12 protein-coding genes, 2 tRNA genes, 3 rRNA genes and 1 pseudogene are annotated in these 19,139 nt (G+C 50.2%); 10 read left to right on the top strand and 8 right to left on the bottom strand.

Going from position 1 to position 19,139, the window contains the following annotated elements:
* Window positions 1-42 precede the first annotated feature (42 nt).
* The 7 genes and pseudogenes from clpB to SAQUA_RS18815 all read left to right on the top strand — a co-directional run.
* Window positions 43-2,616: an ATP-dependent chaperone ClpB gene (gene clpB / locus SAQUA_RS18845; protein ID WP_380678288.1), complete on the top strand. Its 2,574-nt coding sequence runs from the start codon at window positions 43-45 to the stop codon at window positions 2,614-2,616.
* Between the two features lie 551 nt (window positions 2,617-3,167).
* Window positions 3,168-4,710, top strand: a 16S ribosomal RNA gene (locus tag SAQUA_RS18840).
* A gap of 206 nt (window positions 4,711-4,916) precedes the next feature.
* Window positions 4,917-4,992, top strand: a tRNA-Glu gene (locus tag SAQUA_RS18835).
* Window positions 4,993-5,214: 222 nt separating this feature from the next.
* Window positions 5,215-8,124: ribosomal RNA gene (locus tag SAQUA_RS18830) — 23S ribosomal RNA — on the top strand.
* A 114-nt stretch (window positions 8,125-8,238) separates the two neighbouring features.
* Window positions 8,239-8,354 (top strand): 5S ribosomal RNA (gene rrf / locus SAQUA_RS18825).
* Together the 16S, 23S and 5S rRNA genes with 2 tRNA genes alongside form the textbook arrangement of a ribosomal RNA operon.
* Window positions 8,355-8,448: 94 nt before the next feature.
* Window positions 8,449-8,525 (top strand) — tRNA-Asp (locus SAQUA_RS18820).
* Between the two features lie 214 nt (window positions 8,526-8,739).
* Window positions 8,740-8,883 (top strand): annotated as a pseudogene (locus SAQUA_RS18815) (aldo/keto reductase); the annotation flags it as partial.
* 126 nt (window positions 8,884-9,009) lie between these two features.
* Here the strand turns inward: SAQUA_RS18815 and SAQUA_RS18810 are convergent.
* From SAQUA_RS18810 to SAQUA_RS18790, 5 genes are all read right to left on the bottom strand, one after another.
* Window positions 9,010-9,321 carry a PTS lactose/cellobiose transporter subunit IIA gene (locus SAQUA_RS18810; protein WP_380679112.1) on the bottom strand — a complete coding sequence of 104 codons (312 nt, stop codon included), beginning with the start codon at window positions 9,319-9,321 and terminating at the stop codon, window positions 9,010-9,012.
* Window position 9,322: 1 nt separating this feature from the next.
* Window positions 9,323-9,634 carry a PTS sugar transporter subunit IIB gene (locus SAQUA_RS18805; RefSeq protein ID WP_380679109.1) on the bottom strand — a complete coding sequence of 104 codons (312 nt, stop codon included), beginning with the start codon at window positions 9,632-9,634 and terminating at the stop codon, window positions 9,323-9,325.
* Window position 9,635: 1 nt separating this feature from the next.
* Window positions 9,636-11,099 (bottom strand): M17 family metallopeptidase, encoded by a 1,464-nt coding sequence (locus tag SAQUA_RS18800; RefSeq protein ID WP_380679106.1) that lies wholly within the window; start codon window positions 11,097-11,099, stop codon window positions 9,636-9,638.
* Window positions 11,092-12,057: a N(4)-(beta-N-acetylglucosaminyl)-L-asparaginase gene (locus SAQUA_RS18795; protein ID WP_380679103.1), complete on the bottom strand. Its 966-nt coding sequence runs from the start codon at window positions 12,055-12,057 to the stop codon at window positions 11,092-11,094. Before SAQUA_RS18795 ends, SAQUA_RS18800 begins: the two co-directional genes overlap by 8 nt.
* A gap of 64 nt (window positions 12,058-12,121) precedes the next feature.
* The gene (locus tag SAQUA_RS18790) at window positions 12,122-13,402 is read right to left on the bottom strand and encodes a PTS sugar transporter subunit IIC (RefSeq protein ID WP_380679100.1); all 1,281 of its coding nucleotides are present in this window, start codon (window positions 13,400-13,402) and stop codon (window positions 12,122-12,124) included.
* 177 nt (window positions 13,403-13,579) lie between these two features.
* Here SAQUA_RS18790 and SAQUA_RS18785 point away from each other — a divergent pair, with 177 nt between their 5' ends.
* Together SAQUA_RS18785 and SAQUA_RS18780 are read left to right on the top strand one after the other, a co-directional pair.
* Window positions 13,580-14,452, top strand: a complete 873-nt coding sequence (locus SAQUA_RS18785; protein WP_380679097.1) for a hypothetical protein — start codon at window positions 13,580-13,582, stop codon at window positions 14,450-14,452.
* 341 nt (window positions 14,453-14,793) lie between these two features.
* Window positions 14,794-15,567 (top strand): endonuclease/exonuclease/phosphatase family protein, encoded by a 774-nt coding sequence (locus tag SAQUA_RS18780; RefSeq protein ID WP_404413093.1) that lies wholly within the window; start codon window positions 14,794-14,796, stop codon window positions 15,565-15,567.
* Window positions 15,568-15,628: 61 nt separating this feature from the next.
* On the opposite strand, the gene mltD is transcribed toward SAQUA_RS18780, so the two are convergent.
* Both mltD and gloB read right to left on the bottom strand, forming a co-directional pair.
* Entirely contained in the window at window positions 15,629-17,056 is a 1,428-nt protein-coding gene (gene mltD / locus SAQUA_RS18775; protein WP_380679091.1) for a murein transglycosylase D, read from the bottom strand.
* A gap of 71 nt (window positions 17,057-17,127) precedes the next feature.
* Complete coding sequence (gene gloB / locus SAQUA_RS18770; protein WP_380679087.1) at window positions 17,128-17,883, bottom strand: hydroxyacylglutathione hydrolase; 756 nt, start codon at window positions 17,881-17,883, stop codon at window positions 17,128-17,130.
* Between the two features lie 44 nt (window positions 17,884-17,927).
* On the opposite strand from gloB, the gene SAQUA_RS18765 reads away from it, so the two are divergent.
* Window positions 17,928-18,656 (top strand): class I SAM-dependent methyltransferase, encoded by a 729-nt coding sequence (locus tag SAQUA_RS18765; RefSeq protein WP_380679084.1) that lies wholly within the window; start codon window positions 17,928-17,930, stop codon window positions 18,654-18,656.
* On the opposite strand, the gene rnhA is transcribed toward SAQUA_RS18765, so the two are convergent.
* Entirely contained in the window at window positions 18,653-19,120 is a 468-nt protein-coding gene (gene rnhA / locus SAQUA_RS18760; protein WP_380679081.1) for a ribonuclease HI, read from the bottom strand. The genes SAQUA_RS18765 and rnhA overlap by 4 nt on opposite strands.
* Window positions 19,121-19,139 lie beyond the last annotated feature (19 nt).

Genomic DNA, 19,139 nt, shown 5'->3' with positions numbered 1-19,139 from the left:
ATTTAATCTCCAGTAGCAATTTTGACCTATATCGGAGGTGTTATGCGTCTGGATCGTCTTACTAACAAATTCCAGCTTGCCCTCGCCGATGCCCAATCTTTAGCCCTTGGGCGCGACAACCAATTTATTGAACCGTTACATCTGATGAGCGCCTTGCTTAATCAGGATGGGGGCACGGTTCGTCCATTACTCACATCAGCCGGGATCGACGCTGCGCGTGTTCGCACAGATATCGATCAGGCTTTGACGCGTCTGCCGCAAGTTGAAGGTACCGGTGGGGATGTTCAACCGTCCAATGAATTAGTTCGCGTACTCAATTTGTGCGACAAGTTGGCGCAAAAGCGCGCGGATAAATTCATTTCTTCCGAACTGTTTGTGCTGGCGGTGCTTGAGGATCGCGGTAGTTTGACCGATCTGTTGAAAGCGGCGGGTGCGTCGGCAGAAAAAGTCTCTAAGGCCATTGAACAAATGCGGGGTGGTGAAAGCGTGGATGATCAAGGTGCTGAAGATCAGCGTCAGGCATTGAAAAAATACACCATTGACCTTACCGAGCGTGCCGAGCAGGGCAAGCTTGATCCGGTGATTGGCCGTGATGAAGAGATCCGTCGAACCATTCAGGTATTGCAACGTCGGACCAAAAACAATCCAGTGTTGATTGGTGAGCCAGGTGTCGGTAAGACCGCCATTGTTGAAGGCTTGGCACAACGCATTATCAACGGTGAAGTGCCCGAAGGGCTGAAACATAAGCGTGTGCTTTCCCTAGACATGGGCGCTTTGATTGCCGGTGCCAAATATCGTGGTGAGTTTGAAGAACGCTTGAAAGGGGTACTGAGCGACCTCTCTAAACAGGAAGGCAGTGTCATTCTGTTCATTGATGAACTGCACACCATGGTGGGTGCTGGTAAAGCTGATGGTGCGATGGATGCTGGTAATATGCTCAAGCCGGCGCTTGCGCGTGGTGAGCTGCACTGCGTCGGTGCGACCACATTAAATGAATATCGCCAATATATAGAAAAGGATGCTGCGCTGGAGCGCCGTTTCCAGAAAGTCTATGTCGCTGAGCCGAGCGTTGAAGATACCATCGCTATTTTGCGTGGTCTGAAAGAACGCTATGAATTGCATCATCATGTGCAGATTACTGACCCGGCGATTGTCGCTGCTGCGACTCTGTCGCACCGTTATGTTTCCGATCGCCAGTTGCCGGATAAAGCCATCGATCTGATCGATGAAGCGGCATCCAGTATTCGTATGCAGATGGATTCCAAGCCTGAGTCTCTTGATCGCCTGGAGCGCCGTATTATTCAGTTGAAGCTTGAACAGCAGGCGCTCAACAAAGAATCGGACGACGCCAGTAAGAAACGTTTGGAAATGCTGAGCGACGAATTAGAGCAGAAAGAGCGAGAGTATTCGGAACTGGAAGAGGAGTGGAAAGCAGAGAAAGCGTCTCTTTCCGGCACCCAGAATATCAAAGCAGAGTTGGAACAGGCCAAGATCACGTTGGAACAGGCGCGCCGCGTGGGTGACCTTGGGCGTATGTCTGAACTACAGTATGGCAAAATCCCTGAGCTGGAAAAACAGCTTGCGGCAGCAACCCAGGCCGAAGGTAAAACCGTCAAATTGCTGCGCAACCGTGTTACCGATGCGGAGATTGCTGAGGTGTTGGCAAAAGCGACCGGTATCCCTGTTGCCAGAATGCTGGAGGGCGAGCGTGACAAACTGCTGCGCCTGGAACAAGAACTGCATTCACGCGTGATTGGCCAGAATGAGGCAGTAAATGCGGTGTCGAATGCTATTCGCCGTAGCCGCGCAGGTCTTTCTGATCCTAACCGCCCGATCGGTTCGTTCCTGTTCCTTGGTCCGACTGGGGTAGGGAAAACTGAACTGTGCAAAGCGCTGGCTTCGTTTTTGTTTGATAGCGACGACGCCATGGTACGTATAGACATGTCCGAGTTTATGGAGAAACATTCCGTATCGCGGCTTGTGGGTGCCCCTCCAGGCTATGTCGGCTATGAAGAGGGCGGCTATCTGACAGAAGCTGTTCGCCGTCGCCCTTATTCAGTGATACTGCTCGATGAAGTGGAAAAAGCACACCCGGATGTGTTCAACATTCTATTGCAAGTGCTGGACGATGGTCGTCTTACCGACGGACAAGGTCGTACCGTTGATTTCCGCAATACAGTGGTAATTATGACCTCTAACCTAGGCTCCGATATGATCCAAGAGCACTTTGGTAAGGTTAACTATGCGCAGATGAAGGAATCGGTTATGGAGATGGTAAGCCATCATTTCCGTCCAGAATTCATCAACCGTATAGATGAAGTCGTGGTCTTCCACCCGTTAGGTCAGAAACACATTGCGCAGATTGCCAAGATACAGTTGGCACGGTTGTACAAACGTCTGGAAGAGCGTGGTTATGAAGTCAGCATTACAGAGCCAGCGCTAGAGCTGTTGGGTAAAACTGGTTACGACCCAGTTTATGGGGCTCGACCATTGAAACGCGCTATCCAGCAGGAAATCGAAAACCCGCTGGCACAGCAAATTCTGTCCGGCAAGCTGATTCCAGGTAAACCAGTGACGTTGGATGTAGAAAACGACCACATTGTTGCCAAGCAATAAGCTTCATAGTTGTTTGTAGCTATATAGAGGGGCGGTTTTTACCGCCCCTCTACTATTATGTTTTGCCAAATTTGCCTGGATTCGCTTTCTTTAGCTCTTAAAGCTCCATTTTTTAGTGTATAAAACATCCTGAAATGCCATTTTTGGTTGTTATTTGTTCGCTTGAGTGATTTTTTGAAATTAGGGGTTGCGGCGTTCTCAGAACTCCCTATAATGCGCCTCCACTGACCGGGAACAACGACTGACAAGTCGCCCAGCCAAGAAGCAGCAAGCCGATGAAAACACCACTTCTTAATAAGAAAAAGGCTTGACTCTTCAGCGGGAAAGCGTATTATCTGCCTCCCGCGTTACCGAGAAACATAACGGTAACCGACGCTCTTTAACAATTTATCAGACAATCTGTGTGGGCACTCACAAGACGATATCCAGCTGCTTCGGTAGCAAAAAAATATCAAGTCTTGAAGAGTGACCAAGCAATAATTCATGCGAATGAATTATTACGAAAGTTAATTTTCGAGCATCGCTGCACGAGTTGCAGCAAATCAAGCTTTTAATTGAAGAGTTTGATCATGGCTCAGATTGAACGCTGGCGGCAGGCCTAACACATGCAAGTCGAGCGGCAGCGGAAAGTAGCTTGCTACTTTGCCGGCGAGCGGCGGACGGGTGAGTAATGTCTGGGAAACTGCCCGATGGAGGGGGATAACTACTGGAAACGGTGGCTAATACCGCATAACGTCTTCGGACCAAAGTGGGGGACCTTCGGGCCTCACACCATCGGATGTGCCCAGATGGGATTAGCTAGTAGGTGGGGTAATGGCTCACCTAGGCGACGATCCCTAGCTGGTCTGAGAGGATGACCAGCCACACTGGAACTGAGACACGGTCCAGACTCCTACGGGAGGCAGCAGTGGGGAATATTGCACAATGGGCGCAAGCCTGATGCAGCCATGCCGCGTGTGTGAAGAAGGCCTTCGGGTTGTAAAGCACTTTCAGCGAGGAGGAAGGGTTTGGTGTTAATAGCACCATTCATTGACGTTACTCGCAGAAGAAGCACCGGCTAACTCCGTGCCAGCAGCCGCGGTAATACGGAGGGTGCAAGCGTTAATCGGAATTACTGGGCGTAAAGCGCACGCAGGCGGTTTGTTAAGTCAGATGTGAAATCCCCGAGCTTAACTTGGGAACTGCATTTGAAACTGGCAAGCTAGAGTCTTGTAGAGGGGGGTAGAATTCCAGGTGTAGCGGTGAAATGCGTAGAGATCTGGAGGAATACCGGTGGCGAAGGCGGCCCCCTGGACAAAGACTGACGCTCAGGTGCGAAAGCGTGGGGAGCAAACAGGATTAGATACCCTGGTAGTCCACGCTGTAAACGATGTCGACTTGGAGGTTGTGCCCTTGAGGCGTGGCTTCCGGAGCTAACGCGTTAAGTCGACCGCCTGGGGAGTACGGCCGCAAGGTTAAAACTCAAATGAATTGACGGGGGCCCGCACAAGCGGTGGAGCATGTGGTTTAATTCGATGCAACGCGAAGAACCTTACCTACTCTTGACATCCACGGAATTTGCTAGAGATAGCTTAGTGCCTTCGGGAACCGTGAGACAGGTGCTGCATGGCTGTCGTCAGCTCGTGTTGTGAAATGTTGGGTTAAGTCCCGCAACGAGCGCAACCCTTATCCTTTGTTGCCAGCACGTGATGGTGGGAACTCAAAGGAGACTGCCGGTGATAAACCGGAGGAAGGTGGGGATGACGTCAAGTCATCATGGCCCTTACGAGTAGGGCTACACACGTGCTACAATGGCATATACAAAGAGAAGCGACCTCGCGAGAGCAAGCGGACCTCATAAAGTATGTCGTAGTCCGGATCGGAGTCTGCAACTCGACTCCGTGAAGTCGGAATCGCTAGTAATCGTAGATCAGAATGCTACGGTGAATACGTTCCCGGGCCTTGTACACACCGCCCGTCACACCATGGGAGTGGGTTGCAAAAGAAGTAGGTAGCTTAACCTTCGGGAGGGCGCTTACCACTTTGTGATTCATGACTGGGGTGAAGTCGTAACAAGGTAACCGTAGGGGAACCTGCGGTTGGATCACCTCCTTACCTAAAGATATGCAGTTGAGTGCAGTGTCCACACAGATTGTCTGATGAAAAGTAATGAGCAAAAAACCTGTGGTATGGGTGGTTAAGTGCTGTGCGGTTTGTGGCTGTCAAGTGCAGTGACAAACCACAATGGCGCTCGATTTTTCTTGAAAAATCTCACCTTTACCCGAAATTATCGGATCACTGATCCGATAAGCGAATTTCGGGTCCCCATCGTCTAGAGGCCTAGGACACTGCCCTTTCACGGCTGTAACAGGGGTTCGAATCCCCTTGGGGACGCCAATCCGATAATGAGTGAAAGACATTATCACCGAATATCTTAAAGATGACTTCCAAGTCATGTTTAAGATATTGCTCTTTAACAATCTGGAACAAGCTGAAAATTGAAACCTGACAGCTGAAACTTATCTCTCCGTAGAACTATTGAGATAAGAACTAACCTGTCAGAGAGTCTCTCAAATGTTTACAGCACGAAGTGCGTCGAAAGACACCTTCGGGTTGTGAGGTTAAGTGACTAAGCGTACACGGTGGATGCCTAGGCAGTCAGAGGCGATGAAGGGCGTGCTAATCTGCGATAAGTGTCGGTAAGCTGATATGAAGCGTTACAACCGGCAATACCCGAATGGGGAAACCCAGTGCAATTCGTTGCACTATCGTTAAGTGAATACATAGCTTAACGAGGCGAACCGGGGGAACTGAAACATCTAAGTACCCCGAGGAAAAGAAATCAACCGAGATTCCCCCAGTAGCGGCGAGCGAACGGGGAACAGCCCAGAACCTGAATCAGGGTGTGTGTTAGTGGAAGCGTCTGGAAAGTCGCGCAGTAAAGGGTGATAGCCCCGTACACTAAAATGCACATCCTGTGAGTTCGATGAGTAGGGCGGGACACGTGACATCCTGTCTGAATATGGGGGGACCATCCTCCAAGGCTAAATACTCCTGACTGACCGATAGTGAACCAGTACCGTGAGGGAAAGGCGAAAAGAACCCCGGCGAGGGGAGTGAAATAGAACCTGAAACCGTGTACGTACAAGCAGTGGGAGCCTTCTTAATGGGGGTGACTGCGTACCTTTTGTATAATGGGTCAGCGACTTATATTTTGTAGCAAGGTTAACCGTATAGGGGAGCCGTAGGGAAACCGAGTCTTAACTGGGCGAATAGTTGCAAGGTATAGACCCGAAACCCGGTGATCTAGCCATGGGCAGGTTGAAGGTTGGGTAACACTAACTGGAGGACCGAACCGACTAATGTTGAAAAATTAGCGGATGACTTGTGGCTGGGGGTGAAAGGCCAATCAAACCGGGAGATAGCTGGTTCTCCCCGAAAGCTATTTAGGTAGCGCCTCGTGAACTCATCTTCGGGGGTAGAGCACTGTTTCGGCTAGGGGGCCATCCCGGCTTACCAACCCGATGCAAACTCCGAATACCGAAGAATGTTATCACGGGAGACACACGGCGGGTGCTAACGTCCGTCGTGAAGAGGGAAACAACCCAGACCGCCAGCTAAGGTCCCAAAGTCATGGTTAAGTGGGAAACGATGTGGGAAGGCATAGACAGCCAGGATGTTGGCTTAGAAGCAGCCATCATTTAAAGAAAGCGTAATAGCTCACTGGTCGAGTCGGCCTGCGCGGAAGATGTAACGGGGCTAAACCATGCACCGAAGCTGCGGCAGCGACGCTTAGGCGTTGTTGGGTAGGGGAGCGTTCTGTAAGCCGTTGAAGGTGGACTGTGAGGTCTGCTGGAGGTATCAGAAGTGCGAATGCTGACATAAGTAACGATAAAGCGGGTGAAAAGCCCGCTCGCCGGAAGACCAAGGGTTCCTGTCCAACGTTAATCGGGGCAGGGTGAGTCGACCCCTAAGGCGAGGCCGAAAGGCGTAGTCGATGGGAAACAGGTTAATATTCCTGTACTCGGTGTTACTGCGAAGGGGGGACGGAGAAGGCTAGGCTAGCCGGGCGACGGTTGTCCCGGTTTAAGCGTGTAGGGGGTGTGACCTGGTAAATCCGGTTGCATATCAACCCTGAGGCGTGATGACGAGTCACTACGGTGGCGAAGTGGTTGATGCCAAGCTTCCAGGAAAAGCCTCTAAGCATCAGGTAACATCAAATCGTACCCCAAACCGACACAGGTGGTCAGGTAGAGAATACTCAGGCGCTTGAGAGAACTCGGGTGAAGGAACTAGGCAAAATGGTGCCGTAACTTCGGGAGAAGGCACGCTGGCGCGTAGGTGAAGAGACTTGCTCTCGGAGCTGAAGCCAGTCGCAGATACCAGCTGGCTGCAACTGTTTAATAAAAACACAGCACTGTGCAAACACGAAAGTGGACGTATACGGTGTGACGCCTGCCCGGTGCTGGAAGGTTAATTGATGGGGTTAGCGGCAACGCGAAGCTCTTGATCGAAGCCCCAGTAAACGGCGGCCGTAACTATAACGGTCCTAAGGTAGCGAAATTCCTTGTCGGGTAAGTTCCGACCTGCACGAATGGCGTAATGATGGCCAGGCTGTCTCCACCCGAGACTCAGTGAAATTGAACTCGCTGTGAAGATGCAGTGTACCCGCGGCAAGACGGAAAGACCCCGTGAACCTTTACTATAGCTTGACACTGAACATTGAGCCTTGATGTGTAGGATAGGTGGGAGGCTTTGAAGTGTGGACGCCAGTCTGCATGGAGCCAACCTTGAAATACCACCCTTTAATGTTTGATGTTCTAACTCGGCCCCGTAATCCGGGGTGAGGACAGTGTCTGGTGGGTAGTTTGACTGGGGCGGTCTCCTCCCAAAGAGTAACGGAGGAGCACGAAGGTTAGCTAATCACGGTCGGACATCGTGAGGTTAGTGCAAAGGCATAAGCTAGCTTGACTGCGAGAGTGACGGCTCGAGCAGGTACGAAAGTAGGTCTTAGTGATCCGGTGGTTCTGAATGGAAGGGCCATCGCTCAACGGATAAAAGGTACTCCGGGGATAACAGGCTGATACCGCCCAAGAGTTCATATCGACGGCGGTGTTTGGCACCTCGATGTCGGCTCATCACATCCTGGGGCTGAAGTAGGTCCCAAGGGTATGGCTGTTCGCCATTTAAAGTGGTACGCGAGCTGGGTTTAGAACGTCGTGAGACAGTTCGGTCCCTATCTGCCGTGGGCGTTGGAAGATTGAGAGGGGTTGCTCCTAGTACGAGAGGACCGGAGTGAACGCACCACTGGTGTTCGGGTTGTCATGCCAATGGCACTGCCCGGTAGCTAAGTGCGGAAAAGATAAGCGCTGAAAGCATCTAAGCGCGAAACTTGCCTCGAGATGAGTCTTCCCTGGGCCTTTAAGGTCCCTGAAGGAACGTTTAAGACTAAGACGTTGATAGGCTGGGTGTGTAAGTGCAGCGATGCATTGAGCTAACCAGTACTAATGATCCGTGAGGCTTAACCTTACAACACCGAAGGTGTTTTGGATTTGAGAGAGAAAGATTTTCAGCGAAGTTCCTAGATTGGTTCTGATGGCTGTACGCGAGTGAGCGTGAAGCGGTTGGAATGAAACGAATTTGCCTGGCGGCCATAGCGCGGTGGTCCCACCTGATCCCATGCCGAACTCAGAAGTGAAACGCCGTAGCGCCGATGGTAGTGTGGGGTCTCCCCATGCGAGAGTAGGACACTGCCAGGCATCAAACAACGTTATCAGAGTGACACCTGGTAATGAGCAGGATCGCCAAGAGCGGTTTTGCCGGCATCGAAAGATGCAACGTAAAAGAATCGGTGGAGCGGTAGTTCAGTTGGTTAGAATACCTGCCTGTCACGCAGGGGGTCGCGGGTTCGAGCCCCGTCCGTTCCGCCACTTAATTGATAAGCCCTGAGTCTATGACTCAGGGCTTTTTCATATACAAATTTTTCGATTCCAGCTAATTAGCCTTCCCTAATCGGCATTCATTGCCTGTCTATTATTGCTTTAAAATCAAAATTCTTATGCTCAATAGCGTATTTTTGATCAACAAAACCGCTGCCATAATCTTCCCATACTGTTTTTATCGACAAACTGAGAGAATAAAATTATGGGCATCCCTACATTTGGTTTGGGTACTTTCCGACTACAAGATCAAGTAGTCATAGATTCCGTGAGCACGGCTTTGGAACTGGGTTATCGTGCTATCGATACTGCACAAATCTATGGAAACGAAGCTGACGTTGACAGAAGCTGAGATGGAGGAAATTGCTGTACTAGAACGCAATGAGCGTCTGGTTAGTCCGGAAGGTTTGGCACCAAACTGGGATTAATGTCGCAGCTGTCTGTAGCTCTATTGCTACAGACAGCCAGCTTATTCCTAGCGAGCGATTTTTTGGTGCAACGCGATGATCTCACGCCCCATTTCCATCAACATAATCGCGTTCATCAAGTGATCCTGCGCGTGTACCATTACCAAATGAACCGGGATTTTACCGCTTCCCTCATCCATTTCTATCAGCTTGGTTTGAACGTGATGAGCACCAGAGAGCGCTTCTTGCGCCTCCTGCATATATTGTTCGGCCTGCGTGAAATCCTCGTCTTCACGAGCACAGCGTATGGCTTGAAACACTAGGCTTCGGGCATAGCCAGCATTGGCGATCAGCTCCATAACTTCGTTTTCCAGATCCATTTCAGGCTTCCTCGATCAATGCTAATGCTTGATCTAAGACCTTATCCCCTTTCATGGTGCCGTAGGCCATCATATCGATACAGGCGATTTTTTTATTGTGCTGATTGGCGATCTTCTCGCACTCGGCCAACTTATAACGGATCTGTGGCCCTAGCAACGCGACGTCGAACTCTGCAACTGCGGTTTTATAATCACGTATCGATTTGGCACAGATCTCTGCATTGATGCCACGTGCCTTGGCTGCTTCCTGCATTTTCTTCACCATCAGACTGGTGGACATACCTAAATCACACACTAACAGGATCTTTTTCATATTAATTCTCCAGACGTTCCAGCAGATGCTGGACTAAAAGTGGAATGGGTCGGCCTGATGCCACACTGTGGCCGTTTTCTCGCCAAAGTGCACTGCCGCTGATATCAAGGTGTGCCCAGGGGATATCCGCAGGGCAGAAACGGCTGAGGAAATAGGCAGCAGAAGTACTGATAGCCGCATTGTTGGTTGGGGTATTGCACAAATCGGCAATATTGCTTTCTACCTGTTTACTGAAACGGGCATCCAACGGTAATGACCACACAGGATCGCCGCTGCGTAACCCAGCTTTAGTGAGAGTGCTGCGCAATAACTCATTCTCGGTCATCAACCCACTGAGATCGTAACCCAATGCTTTGACCACTGCGCCGGTAAGCGTCGCCAGATCGACCACGTATTCCGGCTGCTGACCTCCGTTGGAGAGCTTGCTGCCATAAGCGATGGCATCGGCCAGCACCAATCGTCCTTCTGCATCGGTGTTGTTGATTTCAACTGTTAACCCGCTGTAGCTGGTTACTACATCGCCAGGGCGCATTGCCGCTGGACCAACCATATTTTCTGCCAGAGCAAGCACGCCAACCAATCGTACAGGCAACTTCAGTTCTGCTACTGCCAGCATTAAACCAAATACGTTTGCAGCGCCACACATGTCGTACTTCATGGTGTACATGCCATCGCCACTCTTGAGCCACAAGCCACCGGTATCAAAAGTGATGCCTTTACCAACGTAGGCGCTGAATGGGCCGTCGTCACTCCCCTGATAACGTATGACTACCAGGCGCGGAGGGTTAACAGCGCCTTTACCCACCGCTTGCAGCAGGCCAAGACCTTGCTGGGCTATTTGCTGTTCATCCAGCACTTCGCAGCTCAGGCTTGGGTATTGTGCTATCTGGCTCGCTACCTCGCTGGCAAAAAATGCCGGGGTACAGCGGTCGCTTGGCACATCAGAGAGGCGACGTGCTGCCATCATTCCCATTGCAGCGGCGGCAGCTTGTGGGACACAGGTTTGCAGTGTTGCCAACTGTTCGGGCAGACAGAAGAAAACCAACTGCTGGATGCGCGGTGTGGGTACAGTTGCTTCCCTCTTAAAACCCAGGTCGCTTAACTGATAATCCTGATTGAACAGAAAGTGCAGTAGATGGCACATAACTGCTCTATTGCTGTCATCAAACAATGTGCAGTCAACGATCAGCCGAGAACTCGTTGGACTACGCAGTAATGAACGCAATGCTGCTGTAAGAGTATTGGTTTGTGCGTCGTGCCACAATTTTTCGGGGAGCAGAGTAATGCGACCTGCCGGAGCACAACCATAGAGGCAATCTGCGGTTTGACTATGGGCTTTGGCTTGCAGAGCCTGTAACAAATCGCTATTGAATGGGAGTTGCAGCAAGTGACTTGCTGCATGGCTAATTACGTGGCTGTTGAGATCCAGCTCAGGTATCTCGATCACTAGCTGGTAATTAATCATAATGAATTTCCTCAATCGGAGCGCGAATACGTTGAGCATATTCCTGCAGCCATTGCTCACTGGCTGGAGTGAAGTGAGTATGCTCAGCTCGGCGCTCCGCCAGAAATACGGTGGGTGGCAGAGTGGCGCTGGCAGCCACGAAAGAGAAGGTTTTAATATTGGTGGAGATACCGAACTCACCTTGCCGATTCATGCAGACCACCGAAAGATCGCCCACCCGACCAAAGCGGGAAATCAGTTTGTCCTCCAGCTCAAACACTACTGAGTCCGCCGCCTGCTGTGGCGACATGCCTTGCTGCATTCGGCGGACAATTTCATAACTGGTGCAACCCTTCATCAAATCCTCGCCCACACCAGTCGCAGTCGCAGCACCGATTTGGCTATCGCAGTAGAAACCAGAACCAATCACTGGCGAATCACCTAGGCGGCCACGGCGCTTCATGAACAGCCCACTGGTTGAAGTTGCCACGCTCATTGAACCTTGCTGATCCAGGCTGATAATACCGACGGTGTCATGGCCATCATATGGGCTAAGACCTTTATCGATGGTTTCTCGGCACCGCTTGCTGTAGTGCTGTGTGGCTCGCTCGGTGAGCATTTTCTTGTCGGCAAAGCCTTGGCTAAGTGCCCATTCGCGTGCTCCGGTTCCAACCAGAACACTGTTAAAACGCTCGCGACTCAAGGCCTGTGCAACTTTCACCGGGTTCGCAATATCCACCAGATTACCGACGGCACCAAAGGCAAGAGTATCTCCATCCATAAAGGCAGCATCCAGTTCTACCTCACCGTTTTCGGTAGGTAACCCGCCATAACCCACTGATTTGTAGAATGGGAAGTCCTCTACGTTGGCAACTGCGCTCACAACGCTTTGTGCGGCGCTTGCACCATGTTTAAGCGCTTCGCTGGCTTCAGTTACCCCTTCCAGTGCCATACGCCAGGTTGCAATCATTCCCCACATGTCATACTCCTGATAATTAGCCGATAACGTTTGTCGCCTTTAACAGCGCGATTGATCTCTGGCATTACTGTGCTTCGCTCTGGCGATACTGTTTGTCTAGAATGCGTAGGAAAGGCAGATAGAGCATGGCACCAATAAACAGATTGACGATCTGCATCAGGCTACCGCTCAGATGGCCAGTTACGATGAACCCGCTGATAACTGGTGGTAGCGTCCATGGAATGAATACACCGGTGGTAACGGCGACTGCACCCAGTTTCATTGCTACGTATTGCACGGTAACCAACACTATTGGCACCAGATTGAATGGGATCAGCATGATTGGATTCATGATCACCGGCAGGCCAAACAGGATCGGCTCATTAATATTGAAGATCGAAGCACCGGCTCCTAAACGTCCGACTTCGCGGATACTTTTACTGCGGGCGAAAAACAGAATAGCGATCACCAGTGACAGGGTTGCTCCGGCACCGCCCATCCAGATCATATCGAAGAACTGTTCTGTAATGATGTGTGGGGGGGTTACGCCAGCCTGAATAGCCGCAATATTGTCTGTTTGGTTTTCCATCCACAGTGGGCGAATGATGCCGTTGACCATAGAACCAGAGTTGATACCAACCGACCACAGAATAGTGATACTCAGCACCGTCAACAGTGCGCCAACGTAGGAGGTCCCAAAGTGGCGTACCGGCGTAGCTACAACGTCATAAATAAACTGATGAATGGTTTGATAAGAGGTGTGCTCGAACAAAATACGGATTGCCAGCACCAGAATAATCACGAAAAGCGCCGGTAAAAGGGCTGCGAAAGATTCCTGTACCGCAGGAGGAACGCCTTCTGGCATTTTGATGATTACATTACGGCGTTTCAGGTAACAGAACAGCTCAGTCCACAGCAGTGAACCGATCATCGCCACAAACAGACCTTTGCTGCCTATCCACTCTGTTGGGATCACGGTGATGTTGCCCAGCGCTTCTACCTTGATAAATGGTGTAAGGATCAGAAAACATACCAAAGCCAGAATACCGCTGGAGATCCGATCTTCTTCGTAATGTTCAGCCAGACGGTAAGCAGTGAGAAAGCTGACGAACAGTGACATGGTGGAGAATACCGCGTTAAACGGGATCTCAATGATATTGCTCCAACTGGCACCGAATAGGCCGGTCATAAACTGCTGATAGCTCTGGTTAGGAAACGAAGAAATGACCAGCAGGATTGAGCCAACAATAATGAACGGCATAAAAGAAACATAGGCACCGCGGATTGCGCACAAATGTCTCTGCTGCGCGGCTTTCGCTGCCAGAGGCATGAGCTTGGCTTCAAGAAATCCCAGAACATTGTTCATGGTGAACCCCGTAAGTGTGCTTATTAGATAAGAGGGTAGGTTTGATGATTTATCGATTTGGATTATCAGTGAATGGATTTTATAGAAAGGTGAAATAGTTCACAGTGTGACGCAAAATTATAAAATATCTCACAAGATTGGTTATCATAAAGTATCGTTTTTAGCACAGGACAAACCATGGAAATCAAGCTGCATGCAAATGCGACCACTACGCCACGGGTGCGGCGCTATATCCAAAAATCTGACAAAAGCGACCGTGTATTGGCGCAAGAACTGGGTATTTCTGTGGCCACAGTGCGCCGCTGGCGTCAGCGGCAGGATGTTACCGATCGTCATACCAAGCCAAAAAATGTTCGTAAAGTATTAACGGATGAACAAAGCCAACTGATCAACTGGCTGAGACAAAAGTTACAGTTGCCGCTGGATGAAATGCTGGTAATAGTCAATCAAGGCATGCTACAGCCGATCTCCCGAGCTGGATTGGACCGTTACTTACGTGGCGTGGGCCAGCGTAGTGAAGACGAAAATAAAATATTGCGCGGTAAGAAGGCGCTTAAAGCGGGTGAGTTGCCGGGAAATCTTTCTCTTTTTTATCAGAGGGTCAGCCTGTTGGCTGAAGATGGTGGGGAGCAACATATCTTGTGGGCACAGGAGCAAGTCAGTGGCTGGTTAAGTGCGCGTGCGTTTGCGGGAGCGTCACCGATGCTGGTGGTTAATTGGCTGAAGGAAGTGTTTCAGCTTTGCCCTGGTGATATACAATCTATTGAGACTGAAAATAAAAAGCTGTTTGGCAATAGTGAATCTGAAACCTACCCGCTGCAGCAATGGTGTATTGCGCAAGGGGTGACGCTGAGGCAAGCCCCTTCACCACAGATGGAACTGGTATTGCGGTTGGATGTCTCTCTCGCAGAATTGTTACCTGTGGCCAAAAATGGATCGCTGGATGCCATATTGCAGGCTATATGTGCTAGCTTTAATGAACAGTGGCCGCAGAAAAAACTGGGTGATCAAACACCCAGCGCATTTTGGTTGCAACATTTGCCAAGCTGACGGTGACACAATGTGGTTTCAGAGGAACAGGATCCGCTGTATGGCCTACGGCGGCGTTCGCGGCAACAAACGATATAAATTCTGTTCCATCGATTTTCACGGTCAAAACTTGCGGGGTTATTCGCATAAAGCGCTCTTCAAGGCCAACCTTTACAGACATATACGTTTAACCGATTGAAATCAGCCAAGCTCACCCCTATAACAAGAGGTAATGTATTCCCTAAATGCCATGCTGGCTGGGCGATGCAGGCGTATAATCATTTCATTAACTGTGGCAATACTGCTGCCAGTTTCATACGAATGCGAAATAGGCGAATAACGTGCCGAAACGAACTTATGCAATGAGGTATGTTGCAGGTCAACCAGTTGAGCGAGTTTTCCCTGGTGCTCTCAACCAGCCGTTACCCCTCGGGGCGGCGCTGCCATCATCCAGCGTGCTGCGAGTGATGGTGTGGAATATTTTCAAGCAACAACGTGCCGATTGGCTTTCTGTATTGAAGAACTACGGTAAAGATGCCCAACTGGTTCTATTGCAGGAAGCGCAGACCACGCCTGAATTGGTCAATTTTGCCACCTCCAACTATCTAGCGGCCGATCAGGTACCTGCTTTTGTATTGCCGCAGCACCCCTCGGGAGTCATGACGCTGGCTGCTGCGCATCCGGTTTATTGTTGCCCGTTGCGCGAACGTGAGCCATTGCTACGTCTGTCCAAGTCTGCATTGATTACCGTTTACCCGCTTTACAGTGATCAACTTCTGATGGTGGTAAATATCCATGCGGTGAACTTCAGCTTAGGGGTTGATGTTTACAGTAAACAGTTGGGGCCAATAGGGGAACAGATCGCCAGCCATAAAGGGCCGGTGATCATGGCTGGGGATTTCAATGCCTGGAGCCGCAAGCGCATCAATGCGTTATATCAGTTTGCTGGTGACATGTGTTTGCACGAGGTTAATTTCCCCCATGATCATCGCAGCAAAGCGTTTGGTCGCCCGTTGGACTTCATCTTTTACCGTAATCTTGGTGTGGCGCAGGCATCGGTATTGGTGACTAAAGCCTCAGATCACAATCCGTTGCTGGTAGAGTTCCATCCAGAAGCCGATAAGCCGGTTTGGTAAAATAGACAGACAATAAAAAAGCATCCCGAAGGATGCTTTAAAATGCTCTTTGTGCCTAGATTTAGCTATCAGGCGATGTCTTGTTGTTCACGAACAAGGTCAGGTTAAGACCTGGCTGCAGACGACTGGCTTTGGCAAGTGCTGAGTTCCAGCGCTTTACGTCGTTAATATCAACACCGTGTCGGCGCGCAATACTGGCCAGCGAATCACCTTTACGGACCTTATAGGTAATACTGCTGTCATTTTTTCGAGTATTGCTAACTTTGCTAGTCTTAGCACTCTTGCTGCTGTTGCTCGTATTGTTTGCTACCTGCAGGCTTTGCCCAATCTTAAGCTTGCTTTTACCACGCAAGTTGTTCCAGTTCTGCAGATCGCTGGTCTTGACATTCAACCGCTTGGCGATAGTGGATAACGTATCACCTGAACGAACTTTATACGCACTTCCGCCAGATAGGCCGCTGTTTTTGGCCAATTGACTGACCTTGGGTACAGTAATTTGCCCATCGGCCAACGAGTCTTTCAATTGATCGGCATGCCCCTTGGGAACCATGATGTAATGGGGCCCGTTAGGTGCGGTTACGCCTTTCTTGTAACCAGGGTTATAAGCTTTCATTTTGGTAATTGAAAGCCCAGCCATCTCAGCCGCCTGAGTGAGTTCGATCTGCTGCCCGACATCAATCCGCGCCAGTGCACGGGTTTCATCAGTTTTCGGTAACCTGATGCCGTACTTTTTGCTGTGCTTAATAATATCGCTTAGGGCCAGCATTTTAGGGACATAGATCGACGTTTCACGTGGAAGCGACAATGCCCAGAACTCAGTAGACCTACCTTGGCGTTTATTTGCCTTAACCGCTTGCATTACACGGCCCTCACCGCTGTTGTAAGCCGCGATGGTCAGTAACCAGTCGCCGTCAAACATGCGGTTTAACCGTTGCAACATATCAAGCGCTGCGGTTGTCGAGGCAACAACATCACGCCGCCCGTCATACCACTGGTTGTTCTTCAAACCATAATTGCGACCCGTTTGAGGCACGATCTGCCATAACCCTGCGGCATTGGCATGTGACGTGGCGTGTGGGTCAAAAGCGCTCTCCACTATGGGTAGCAGTACCAGTTCCATCGGCATATTACGTTTCTTAATCTGCCCGACAATCCAGTACATGTACGGCTCTGCCCGTAATGTTACATCGTGGAGATAGCTCTTACTGTTTAGATACTTTCTTTTTTGCTCACGGATCCGGTAATTATCCGGAACCTCCATCTTCAGCTCGTCGCTAATGAAGTTCCACAGGTCTTTTTGCGCGGCACCGCTATTGCTTAGCCACTGCGCCGAGCTCGCTCGACCATTCGCTGTGTACTCTCCTGCTTCACCTTCTTGACCTGCCGAAGACAAACTCTGTGCATGCTGTTCTGGTACCGATACGCCCTGCTTGGACGCCTGGCAACCTACTAGCAAGACCGAGGCGAGAATTATCGCTTTAGTCTTCATATGTGTGTCAATTTAGTTGCTTAAAAGACGAGCAATAATACTTTGCTTCGCAAAAAAACACAACTAAAAGGTTAGAAGCGGTCCTTTCGTAGGCGTAATTCAGAAAAAACCGAATGAAGTGTTTGTGGTGGCAAGTGAAAGCCTATTTCTTTTTGTAAATCAGTATCATGGCAGCGTAAAAAGAGATTAATTCTACGCTCTAATTGTAGAGTTGTGGGGACGCTAGGTGTGCCTTTTGCGCGTAACATCTCAACTTGTTGCTGATATGTTTCAATTTCTCGATCTTGTGGCAAAATAGCCCGCGCAAACTTAAGATTCGACAGAGTATATTCGTGTGCGCAACAAATTAAGGTTTCATCGGGAAGTTGCGCGAGTCGTTGAAATGAGTGGTACATTTGCTCTGCTGTCCCTTCAAAAAGCCTGCCGCAGCCTGCAGAAAACAGGGTGTCCCCGCAGAAAATATAAGGTGCACTGTAGAATGCAACATGACCCAGGGTATGGCCGGGAACAGCAATTGTTGTGAACTGAAACCCATTAATCTTGACAACATCGCCATCGTTGACAATGCGATTTGAGCCCTTGGTCGCAGTTTCTTGTGGTCCATAGACAGCCAACTTTGGATATTGAGCAGTAATCCCCGCCACGCCGCCAACGTGATCGTTGTGATGGTGGGTCAGCAATATAGCATCGGGGGTGAGATGCTGGCGGGACAATGCCTCCAGAACAGGGGCTGCGTCTCCGGGGTCGACGATAACACAGTGCCCTTGCTGATTATCCAATAGCCAAATGTAATTGTCCTGAAAAGCAGGAATGCTGATAAGATTCATAGTAAACCTCTCGTTGGCAACGGCTTGAAAGAAGAAAATAAATCATGAAACCAGCCCATACTCTGCAAAATCTCACTAGCCCACACTCATGGGCTGAGTTGCCGTGGGGGGAATACTATCGTGGGGCGCTTGAGCAGCAGTTGCAACCCTGGTGGCCAAAACTGTTTGGTTTCCACCTACTGAAAATCGGTAATCTCAGCGCCGCGCTGGACACTGAAAAGTGTGTTATTTCGCATCAGGTTAAAGTCGGTTTGCAAGGTAGCAATCTTGATGTACTGGCAGACCCATACCAATTGCCCTTTGCCGCAAAATCGGTTGATGCCTGCCTGTTGGCCCATACGCTCTCTTATGCCGACAATCCGCACCGCATGTTGCGAGAGATTGACCGGGTGATGATTGATGATGGCTGGTTGATTATCAGTACTTTTAACCCTTTCAGTTTACTGGGGCTAGGCAAACTGATCCCAGGATTACGCCAGCGCCAGCCTTATGTCAGCCGGATGTTTAGCCAGATGCGTTTGCTGGACTGGCTCAGCCTGCTGAATTATGAAGTGATGGAGCAGTCGCGTTTCCATGTGCTTCCCTGGCAGCGAAAAGGAGGTACTTTCCTGGGCACCCACTTGCCGGCGCTTGGTTGCCTGAGCGTTATTGTGGCACGGAAGAGAACCCTGCCACTCACGCCAACACCGATGAAATTCGGTGTAAGGAAGCCTTCCCTCAGCCGCGCGGTGGGGGCAACCAAGAGTTACCGCAAACCGGGTAATGCCCCTTAAGCCTCAGGCTGATAGCCCAAGTCATCTTGCGTCGGGTTACCGGCCGCATCGCGCGCCAGCACATCACAGCGTTCGTTTTCCGGGTGGCCGGCATGGCCTTTGACCCACTCCCAACGGATGGTATGGTCGCCAATAGCTAAATCCAGACGCTGCCAAAGATCGACGTTCTTCACCGGCTTTTTATCGGTTGTTTTCCAGCCACGTTTTTTCCAGTTATGGATCCAATTGGTGATACCTTGACGGACATATTGGCTATCGGTGCTCAATATCACTTCACAAGGTGTAGTCAACGCTTCGAGTGCGACAATGGCCGCCATTAACTCCATACGGTTGTTGGTAGTCAAGCGGAAGCCCGCACTGAACATTTTTTCGTGTTGCTTGTACCGCAAAATTGCGCCGTAGCCACCGGGGCCCGGATTACCGAGGCAAGATCCATCGGTGAAAATTTCTACCTGTTTGAGCATCTCTGGTAGACTCTTCCTA

This window comes from Serratia aquatilis (assembly GCF_044865145.1).
Classification (GTDB): Bacteria; Pseudomonadota; Gammaproteobacteria; order Enterobacterales; family Enterobacteriaceae; genus Chania; species Chania aquatilis.
The sequence above is the reverse complement of the archived record's forward strand: the minus strand, read 5'-3'. Positions and strand labels throughout refer to the sequence as shown.

Coding starts and splice junctions, on each gene's coding strand:
- SAQUA_RS18780 (WP_404413093.1), top strand. CDS start 14,794: ATGAGGTATGTTGCAGGTCAACCAGTTGAGCGAGTTTTCCCTGGTGCT.
- rnhA (WP_380679081.1), bottom strand. CDS start 19,120: ATGCTCAAACAGGTAGAAATTTTCACCGATGGATCTTGCCTCGGTAAT.
- SAQUA_RS18800 (WP_380679106.1), bottom strand. CDS start 11,099: ATGATTAATTACCAGCTAGTGATCGAGATACCTGAGCTGGATCTCAAC.
- SAQUA_RS18810 (WP_380679112.1), bottom strand. CDS start 9,321: ATGGATCTGGAAAACGAAGTTATGGAGCTGATCGCCAATGCTGGCTAT.
- clpB (WP_380678288.1), top strand. CDS start 43: ATGCGTCTGGATCGTCTTACTAACAAATTCCAGCTTGCCCTCGCCGAT.
- gloB (WP_380679087.1), bottom strand. CDS start 17,883: ATGAATCTTATCAGCATTCCTGCTTTTCAGGACAATTACATTTGGCTA.
- mltD (WP_380679091.1), bottom strand. CDS start 17,056: ATGAAGACTAAAGCGATAATTCTCGCCTCGGTCTTGCTAGTAGGTTGC.
- SAQUA_RS18795 (WP_380679103.1), bottom strand. CDS start 12,057: ATGTGGGGAATGATTGCAACCTGGCGTATGGCACTGGAAGGGGTAACT.
- SAQUA_RS18785 (WP_380679097.1), top strand. CDS start 13,580: ATGGAAATCAAGCTGCATGCAAATGCGACCACTACGCCACGGGTGCGG.
- SAQUA_RS18790 (WP_380679100.1), bottom strand. CDS start 13,402: ATGAACAATGTTCTGGGATTTCTTGAAGCCAAGCTCATGCCTCTGGCA.
- SAQUA_RS18765 (WP_380679084.1), top strand. CDS start 17,928: ATGAAACCAGCCCATACTCTGCAAAATCTCACTAGCCCACACTCATGG.
- SAQUA_RS18805 (WP_380679109.1), bottom strand. CDS start 9,634: ATGAAAAAGATCCTGTTAGTGTGTGATTTAGGTATGTCCACCAGTCTG.